The organism is Microcoleus sp. Pol12B3 (genome assembly GCF_036701355.1).
GTDB lineage: Bacteria > Cyanobacteriota > Cyanobacteriia > Cyanobacteriales > Microcoleaceae > Microcoleus.
This window is the reverse complement of record NZ_JAUBQS010000035.1, coordinates 62,790-70,546: the sequence shown is the minus strand read 5'-3', so window position 1 is coordinate 70,546 and position 7,757 is coordinate 62,790. Positions and strand designations below refer to the sequence as shown.

The following is a 7,757-nucleotide window of genomic DNA, read 5'->3' as shown; positions in this document are numbered from 1 at the left end:
TTTATGATGCCGAGTTTGACCGTTTCGACTAACTTCTTCCGAACCACAATTAGGGCAACAATTAATTTCTAATGTCAGATCACGCTATGGCAAACACTTCTCTAATCATAACGTACTCTGATCCTTTCCTTCAGGGCACTACCTCGGGATGGATAGGCAGATTGAGGTAGAGAAAGCGAGTCAATCAATCCTGTCACGGTGTAATCGCTGCACTCTTATATAAGCTGAGTAAGGGTATTTTATATAGAGAAGGCAAAAATACTGTATTTAAAGCTAGTTAACTATTTGATCGGAAATGGCGATCGGGAAAATTGCTCTGGGGTTTGGACTTTAACTTAGAAGTGATATCGTAGTATCGGTAGATAGTAGATTTCCGGCTGTCAAACAACTTGAGAATTGAATCAATGACAATTTCTGTAACTATCGGGTTAAAGTCGGAAATAAAGTCCTCGGCATTTAGATTTTCTTGAAAAAATTCCTTGGCTCGATCGCACTGATAGCGCATTTCGTCAAAGCCAACCATTTTTACCACAAACGTTGTCAGGGGCGAACTCTCCAAATCGGTATTAGAGGTGCTTTTAGCCCGCCCATTTTCTAATAAATTCAATACTTCCGCTTCTAAACTAATTTTAGGTTGATAAGGTTTGTCTATTTCTGGAAAAAAGCTTTCTAGGCGTACGCAGTTAGGAGCCAGCTCCGGAATTCCTCCCATCATCATCGCCAGAGAAACCTCAATCCCCAAATCCGAAGAAAGAGCTTCTAGTAGGGCTAGGGCAGACAGTTTGCACCCCAAATAAAGCTTCGCAATTTCGAGATTGTACTTAGCAGTCGTTTCCCAGCGCTGATATGTGCGATCGTCTGGATATCCCTCAAACTGCCGGAAAATTATTTCTGGCTTGAGATAATTCAGAAAACCTTCCATCTTGAGCAAAGCAACTCGGTAGTCGCGAATCGTGTAAAAACCGCAGCAGATGAGATTGTGATTGGTTTCCGGCAGTAAATTCCAGGTATTTGCCAAAAAATGGGCTGAACTATGGTGAGCAAAACTCATCACATCCCGGTTAGAAATTCGCACAGCTTTTTTGACCGTTTCCCGCATTTCCTCATCATTCAAACTGAGGTTAAATCGGCTATTTATTGCTTGCAAGCGGTCATAAAGGCGCTGGCTTACCGTTACTCCCGACTCGGCTGCGCGAAACGGAATGGTTGCTTCAATGCAGCCTGCAATTTGAAGCAATTGCTCGCGTTTGAGAAATGGTTCTAGAGCTTTTGCTGCTACGACAGCGCTGAGAAATTCGTTTTGTCCGGCGAAAGGATTTAGGACTTCGCCCGGTACAAAATTGAATACCAGCATTACCATCTCGAAGATAGCATCCGCTGGCAGTTCCGATCGATCCCTAATTTGTAGTTGTTTGTTAACCTCTTTTGCAACAGGAGTGATGTAGTAGCTGACGTTAAAGTTAATGCTGCGATCGACTTGCACGTAGACGGTATCGTGAAATAAAGCTGCCAAAACCTCGATCGCGTCTTCATCTCCCCCCACCTCAAAAATATGTTCGGGAGTGTGAAAAAACCGCCAGGGCCCCACCATCGGCTGAACAATCAGTTCGGCAATCCGAGCGAGTTCACTGGGTTCGACTTTTGCTTCCAGGCGATCGAGCGCCCAAATCAGCCTTTCTAAGCACTGTAAGTAGGCTTGTTTGCTATCCATCACAGTCTTTCCCCATAACATTGCTGTCAGTCGATTTTAGATTTTAGATTTTAGATTTTAGATTTTCTCGACAGATGAATCTGGAAGCTGGAACCTTAGTCTAAAATTTTTAGATCTCCACGACTGGAGTCCACGGCTTATATCCGTTTTTGGGGGGTCAGGTCAGCCACCCTGCTGTTAGTTTGATTTTGTCCTAGATGCGCCCCGGCAGTTTTTATTTGAGATTTATGAGCTTTTTGTGGAATACTTTAGCTGCAATTGAGAAGCGAAACACTAACTTAAACTACACTTAATTTCCGGTAGCTGACCTCCCCTGTTTTCCTAATCTAATTAGCACAAAGTATGACAAGTAAATTACATAGATTACTAAACCTATCAGACCTAACAATCCCAAAAACTGAGGGGTTGCCGTAGGGTGAAACATTTGTTTGTAGAGCCAAGGTGGGTCTAACCAAATGCGGCAAAAAGGCTCGTCAATTACCTGAATTTGAGATTTAAAAGCACAGCTTAAGAAGGGAAGTTGAGCTAGAGCGCCCAAACCGCTGTAAACAGTAATCGCCCACCTCCAAGCTGTAAAAGCCAGTTTCAGGGGCGACTGCGGTCGATCTGCAATTTCTTCGTTTAAATCTTCCCAAAACCACAGACTAGCAGGAATTAAGGCCCTCCCAATCACCGACGATACAAAGCTCACAGGCAGCGCCGCCATCATCAGGTAAAGTGTAATTGCCAGCAAACTCGCCACCCGCCAATAAATAATCGACAAACGGACGATCGCATCAGCTTTTGCCACAACAGCCCAAATCAGCACTACCAGCGGGATCGAAATTGTTAATAACACAGACAACCGGTAATCCATCCAGACTAGCGGTTGAAACCAAGGCCCGGTGGCTGCCAATAAAAGACTCAACATCTTTGGGAAAATATACTCACTTATTTGTCACAAATTTTACTACAAAAATGCTAAAAAATCAGCAACCAGAACACGGTCTTGATGTTTTAGTTACTACTACCTTTTCTAAGGTGCTTGGCGCGCTTTAAAACGTACTTGATACACGATAGACGGCAATATACTGGGATTAAAACTGTTTATTCCTCGAATCTCGCCTTCCCATCCCCCGAACCAAGGGGGGACGCCAGAGTAAATTATTGTCTCCCTTGCTTCAGGGAGTGGAGAGAAGCTGGCCGATTTGAACCATTGGGATAGAAGCCAAATCTCGCCACTATTTCAAGGCTCAACCCCTCAAATAAAATTCTCCCGCGCCAAAAGTTAGATTTCGGCGCGGGAGGGCAGGGATAGAGCTAAATGGCTCGTTTATTCCTCGTAGATGCGGCACTCAGCAGCGTCAGGATTGTCGTCGCAAAATTTTTCAAAAGAATTCTTAGGTTTGACTTGCTTTTGGTGGGAAGCTTCTGCTTGCAGTTCTTCAACTGCGTCCCACGCCGCCGCGCATTCCCCGGAAGTGGCGCCCTTGAGGTCACAGACTGTACGAGCGCTTTCTAGTTCTTCTTCAATTTTTTCTTGGATGTTGCCTGCGGGTGTTGTTGTCATAAAGCTTGTTGGTATGAATGTGTAGGAGAATATGGTGGTCCCCGACCTATTTCTAGGTAATGTTAGCACGCCCCTGGGTTTAGTGAGCTGGTTCGGCTAACGGCACATCCTTAACCCAAATAAAGATGTTTAACCGTTAACGACAGAGCAAGGGACTAGCTAAGCAGCCACTTGGTGTCATCACTCAAAAAACGTAGACCTCTAAAGTCTTAGGCTAGTCAAGAGTGGTTTAAGTCTTAGGCTAGAAGCCCAGTGTCTTTAGACCTGGGTCGTTGACCTTATTAAGTAAGAAAGGTTTTCTTTTTGGATGTTAGTTTGGGTTTGATTTGCTGTTTCGGTCTGGCGACCCCAGCTAATAATAGCTTGAGATGCGCTGCTGTTGCAGCAGCCCAGATAGAAACCATCCATAACTGCGATCGCAGCAGCCGTCTCTACTTCCTGCTTTACTCTACCCCGTCGGCGGGGGAAGGGTCCACAGGCATCAATGTAGGTCGAGCTGACCTTACTTTTGATGAAAACATTACACGATGTTCGTGTGTCAAACTGTATTGAGCTTTATCTTTTAAGATTTAGCTGAATACGGCATTTAACACTAAACAGATTAGTCGGACACTCATGTTAACTTATGTTAACACAAGAACGGCAATCGAGGGGGAATCGATCGCCGAAGAATAGGGTCTCCCCAGTGGCCAGTTCCGGTTAGCGTAATGTATAGAGATAGTTTTATAGAGAAGTTTGCCTTATGTACACCCAAAACCAAATGCAATGGGTCAGCGCTTTATCAACCCGTCCCTCTTTGGAATCAGCGCTCAAAGAAGTTATAGAACAAGCCGATCGCGACCTAGAAGGCCCGGCTGATTTAGCGCTGATATTTATCTCGTCTGCCTTTGCCAGCGAGTATTCTCGGCTGATGCCTTTACTCCGAGAACTGCTGCCAGTGCCCGCGATCCTGGGCTGCGGCGGGGGAGGAGTCATCGGCACGAACCGGGGCGGCCTCACCGAAGAAGTCGAGGGATCTCCCGCAGTCAGCCTCAGTCTGGCGCGCTTGCCGGGAGTGAATGTCAGAACTTTTCACGTCGGTGCAGAAGAACTGCCGGACTTAGACAGCCCCCCGGATACTTGGGTGGAGATCTTGGGCGTGCCGGCCCAGGAAGAACCGCAGTTCATCATCTTCGCCGACCCCTTTTCGGCAAAAATTAACGATTTGCTACAAGGGCTAGATTATGCCTATCCGGGTGCGGCGAAGGTAGGGGGACTCGCCGGGGGGGACGGTGCGGGCAGGGGCGCGGCGCTGTTTTGCGACTATCAGCTTTACCGAGAAGGGACGGTTGGGGTAGCTTTGAGCGGCAATATAGTTTTGGAAACGATCGTCGCTCAAGGCTGCAGGCCGATCGGGCATCCTTATCGGGTGACGGAAGGAGATCGCAATATTTTGCTGAAACTCGAAGAACAAACCGACGATACTGGCAGCGGAGGCATCGAGCGATCGCCCTTAGAGGCCTTGCGAGAGTTAGTTCAAACTTTGAGCGAAGAAGACCGAGAATTAGCTCAGCACTCGTTATTTGTAGGCTTAGTCAGCGATGAATTCAAGCTGACATTAGAGCCGGGAGATTTTTTAATCCGCAATCTGTTGGGAGTAGATCCGAAAGTGGGGGCAATAGCGATCGGCGATCGAGTCCGTCCCGGACAGCGCATCCAATTTCACCTGCGGGACGCGCGCACCTCCGCAGAAGACCTAGAAATGCTGCTCGATCGCTATCAGCGGGCTGCCGAGTACAGCGGTACATCTAGCGCCGGCGCCTTAATGTTCTCTTGTCTGGGGCGCGGCGAAGGGCTTTACGGCCAGTCGAACTTTGACTCCCGACTGTTTGGCCGATACCTCAAAAACATCCCCCTGAGCGGCTTTTTCTGCAACGGCGAAATCGGCCCCGTCGGCGGCAGCACATTTTTGCACGGCTACACATCCGTATTCGGGATTTGCCGCCAAAATTCATAATTTGTGAACTGTTGACTGTTGACTGTTGACTGATGACTGATGACTGATGAGTGTTGACAATCTAAAATCTAAAATCTAAAATCTAAAATCTAAAATCGACTGATGACCAATAAATAAAAGCGGCAGTCGCCTGCCGCTTTTAGCTGTAACTAGATGTCTGGAAACCTTAGAAACTAAAGGTAGTACGGAGGAGTCCGACCCAGATATCCTCGTTGTTGTTGTTGTGTTCCGGATTCAGAATCACGTAAACGCCCGGTGTCACCGAAATAAAGTCATTGACTTGGAAGCGATAGAAACCCTCTAAGTGATAAGAGGTGTTGCGATTTCTGGCGACATCGCTGTCGGTAACTTTTGGCGGTACACCAAAGACGAAGCCTAGGACGTTGCCTTGTCGGGCAAAATCTCCCAGAGCCACAGTGATAGCACCATTCTGGATGGTAGCGTCATTGTTGCCACCCCGCAGTTGTTCAGCCTTCGTATAACCGTACCAACCGCCAATCTGAAAGCGACTGCTGGGTTTGAAGTTAACTTGCACGCCATAGTTATCTGATGCGGTAGGTGATTGATCGAAGGGCCGATTAGCCAACAAACTGCCGACGCCGCCCATGAGGTTAACATCGCCTGCCCGATTGTATTTCCGGGTGTAAGTCAAGCCCAAGTCAAACGGTCTGCTAAAAAAGCCGATCTGACCCAGAGCGCTGAAAGAACCGTCGAAAACGCCCCTGCCGTCTGCGGGGTTGGGAGCATCGCCGTCGCCTGCGAGATAGCCCGCGGTAGCTCGGAAGCTTCCCAAGTTGAAACTCACACTTGCGCCTGCTCCCTGCGGGCCGCGGAATACGGCCGGGTTGCGAACTCCAAATCTGGAAAGTGAACCGTTACTCGTAGAGTTACCAAAGGTAGAAGCCTGGTCTGCAATTTCATCGAGGTCAAGTCCTTTAGGACCGACAAAGACTGTAGCTTTACCCATCGGGAACCGATAGTACAACTCGTCTAGTGTGAAATTGCTGTTCTCAGCTCCATCAAACCCTAGGCGAGCCATGTTAGTACCCGTAGCTGTTGCTGCTGAGTAGTTCGCGACGTTGAGGGCTTGCAAGCGAGTTCTGAGCAAGTCTCGACCGGTGAAGCTGGTGTTAAAGTTCAAGCGCACCCGGTAGCCGAGGTTGGTAGACGTTTTGTCGTCGTCAAGACCAACACCATCTCCGAAGGTGTCGCTGACGGCAAAAATGGCTTCTCCAGCCAATTTGGTGGTGGTGGAGAACTGGTTGGCTTCGAGTTCAGCGGTGCGGGCTTCTAGGCCGTCTACTCGTCCGCGCAGGGTAGCAAGTTCGGCTGCAAATTCTTCTTGCAGGCGTTGCAGGATAGCTAAGTCGTCTCGGGTAACTAAGTTACCTGTTGACCCAATTAGCTGGGTTATCTGGTCTAAGCAAGCGTTGACGCCGGCTGCAAATTCGTAGCGAGTCAGGGCGCGGTTGCCGCGGTAGGTACCGTCGGGATAACCAACGATACAACTGTAGCGTTCGACTAGGGATTGCAGGGCTTGGAATGCCCAATCTGTCGGTCGCACGTCGGAGAGCTGAGTGACTGATGTCACCTGGGACATGGTTCCGGACGGTTGGGCCGGCAGCGCTTGGGGAGCGACAGGGACGATGGGACCGCCCATTCCGGCGGGTACTGTCTGAGCAATTTCTACCTTAGTAGCTGGGGTAGTAACTGGGGTAGTAGCTGGGGTGCTGGCGACTGCTGGCACTTCAATTTTCCCAGGGGCGTCTGTGTGGCTGCTTTGAACTGCCAAATCTGATGCTTGGGGCGACGGTTCGGCTGTGCCTGCTGCTGCTAGGGGTTCAGCCGCTGCTGCAGCGCTGCCAGGAGCGATTGGGGCTCCTAAGTCGATGTCGCTCCCTGTTGTTTGCAGTGTTGTTTGCACTGCTGCTTCGCTGGTTTCTGGTTTGATTGAGGCGAGTTTTTCAGCGTCTGCTTCTTTAACGACCGGGGTTTGGGCCGCTTCGACGCTGCTGTTTAAAGCCAGGTTTTCTGGGGCAGCAGGGGCTGCTGCAACTGGTTCTGCAACTATGTCTCCAACTATTTCTGCAATTTTTGACTCAGATGACTGAGCTGTAGCTAGCTGGTTGGCTTCAGCGGTTGCGGTCACTTCTGCGGCGATCGCAGCGGTACTCATGACTGATGATAGCCCCAGAATTGCCGGGGATACTAGCAGTAAATTCCAAAAAGTTCTGTTCATTTTCCTCACACCTTCACACTCTATTCAACTCGACGAGCAGCAATTCCCAACTGCTAATTTTTGTGGTTGCTTGCCTGTTGACAATAAATGCCAAAATAGAACATATCCATAACTGTTGATTCACAGTAGGCGTGTCTACTTATGCTTGAACTTAGGGGGCTGAGCCCTTATACCGCCCAGGCATCAATTCAGGTCAAGCCCACATTACATTACAGTTGATTATACCATCACGTGCTAATTTCATCTCTCGATCGCCCGACTT

5 protein-coding genes are annotated in these 7,757 nt (G+C 48.7%); 1 reads left to right on the top strand and 4 read right to left on the bottom strand.

Annotated features, from left to right (window positions below; all coding sequences use genetic code 11):
• Nucleotides 1-277: 277 nt before the first annotated feature.
• The 3 genes from QUA53_RS18425 to QUA53_RS18415 all read right to left on the bottom strand — a co-directional run bounded on the left by QUA53_RS18425 (nt 278) and on the right by QUA53_RS18415 (nt 3,260).
• Nucleotides 278-1,732: a hypothetical protein gene (locus QUA53_RS18425; protein ID WP_333099031.1), complete on the bottom strand. Its 1,455-nt coding sequence runs from the start codon at nt 1,730-1,732 to the stop codon at nt 278-280.
• A 268-nt stretch (nt 1,733-2,000) separates the two neighbouring features.
• Nucleotides 2,001-2,621 carry a DUF3177 family protein gene (locus tag QUA53_RS18420; RefSeq protein WP_333099029.1) on the bottom strand — a complete coding sequence of 207 codons (621 nt, stop codon included), beginning with the start codon at nt 2,619-2,621 and terminating at the stop codon, nt 2,001-2,003.
• A 402-nt stretch (nt 2,622-3,023) separates the two neighbouring features.
• Nucleotides 3,024-3,260 carry a Calvin cycle protein CP12 gene (locus tag QUA53_RS18415; protein WP_190662788.1) on the bottom strand — a complete coding sequence of 79 codons (237 nt, stop codon included), beginning with the start codon at nt 3,258-3,260 and terminating at the stop codon, nt 3,024-3,026.
• A gap of 742 nt (nt 3,261-4,002) precedes the next feature.
• Between QUA53_RS18415 and QUA53_RS18410 the strand changes: the two genes are divergently transcribed.
• Complete coding sequence (locus QUA53_RS18410; RefSeq protein ID WP_333099028.1) at nt 4,003-5,256, top strand: FIST N-terminal domain-containing protein; 1,254 nt, start codon at nt 4,003-4,005, stop codon at nt 5,254-5,256.
• A 166-nt stretch (nt 5,257-5,422) separates the two neighbouring features.
• On the opposite strand, the gene QUA53_RS18405 is transcribed toward QUA53_RS18410, so the two are convergent.
• Nucleotides 5,423-7,495 carry an iron uptake porin gene (locus QUA53_RS18405; RefSeq protein WP_333099027.1) on the bottom strand — a complete coding sequence of 691 codons (2,073 nt, stop codon included), beginning with the start codon at nt 7,493-7,495 and terminating at the stop codon, nt 5,423-5,425.
• Nucleotides 7,496-7,757 lie beyond the last annotated feature (262 nt).

Bases quoted from the DNA above. Each gene is read 5' to 3' on its own strand.
- QUA53_RS18405 (WP_333099027.1), bottom strand. From the start codon at position 7,495: ATGAACAGAACTTTTTGGAATTTACTGCTAGTATCCCCGGCAATTCTG.
- QUA53_RS18415 (WP_190662788.1), bottom strand. From the start codon at position 3,260: ATGACAACAACACCCGCAGGCAACATCCAAGAAAAAATTGAAGAAGAA.
- QUA53_RS18425 (WP_333099031.1), bottom strand. From the start codon at position 1,732: ATGTTATGGGGAAAGACTGTGATGGATAGCAAACAAGCCTACTTACAG.
- QUA53_RS18420 (WP_333099029.1), bottom strand. From the start codon at position 2,621: ATGTTGAGTCTTTTATTGGCAGCCACCGGGCCTTGGTTTCAACCGCTA.
- QUA53_RS18410 (WP_333099028.1), top strand. From the start codon at position 4,003: ATGTACACCCAAAACCAAATGCAATGGGTCAGCGCTTTATCAACCCGT.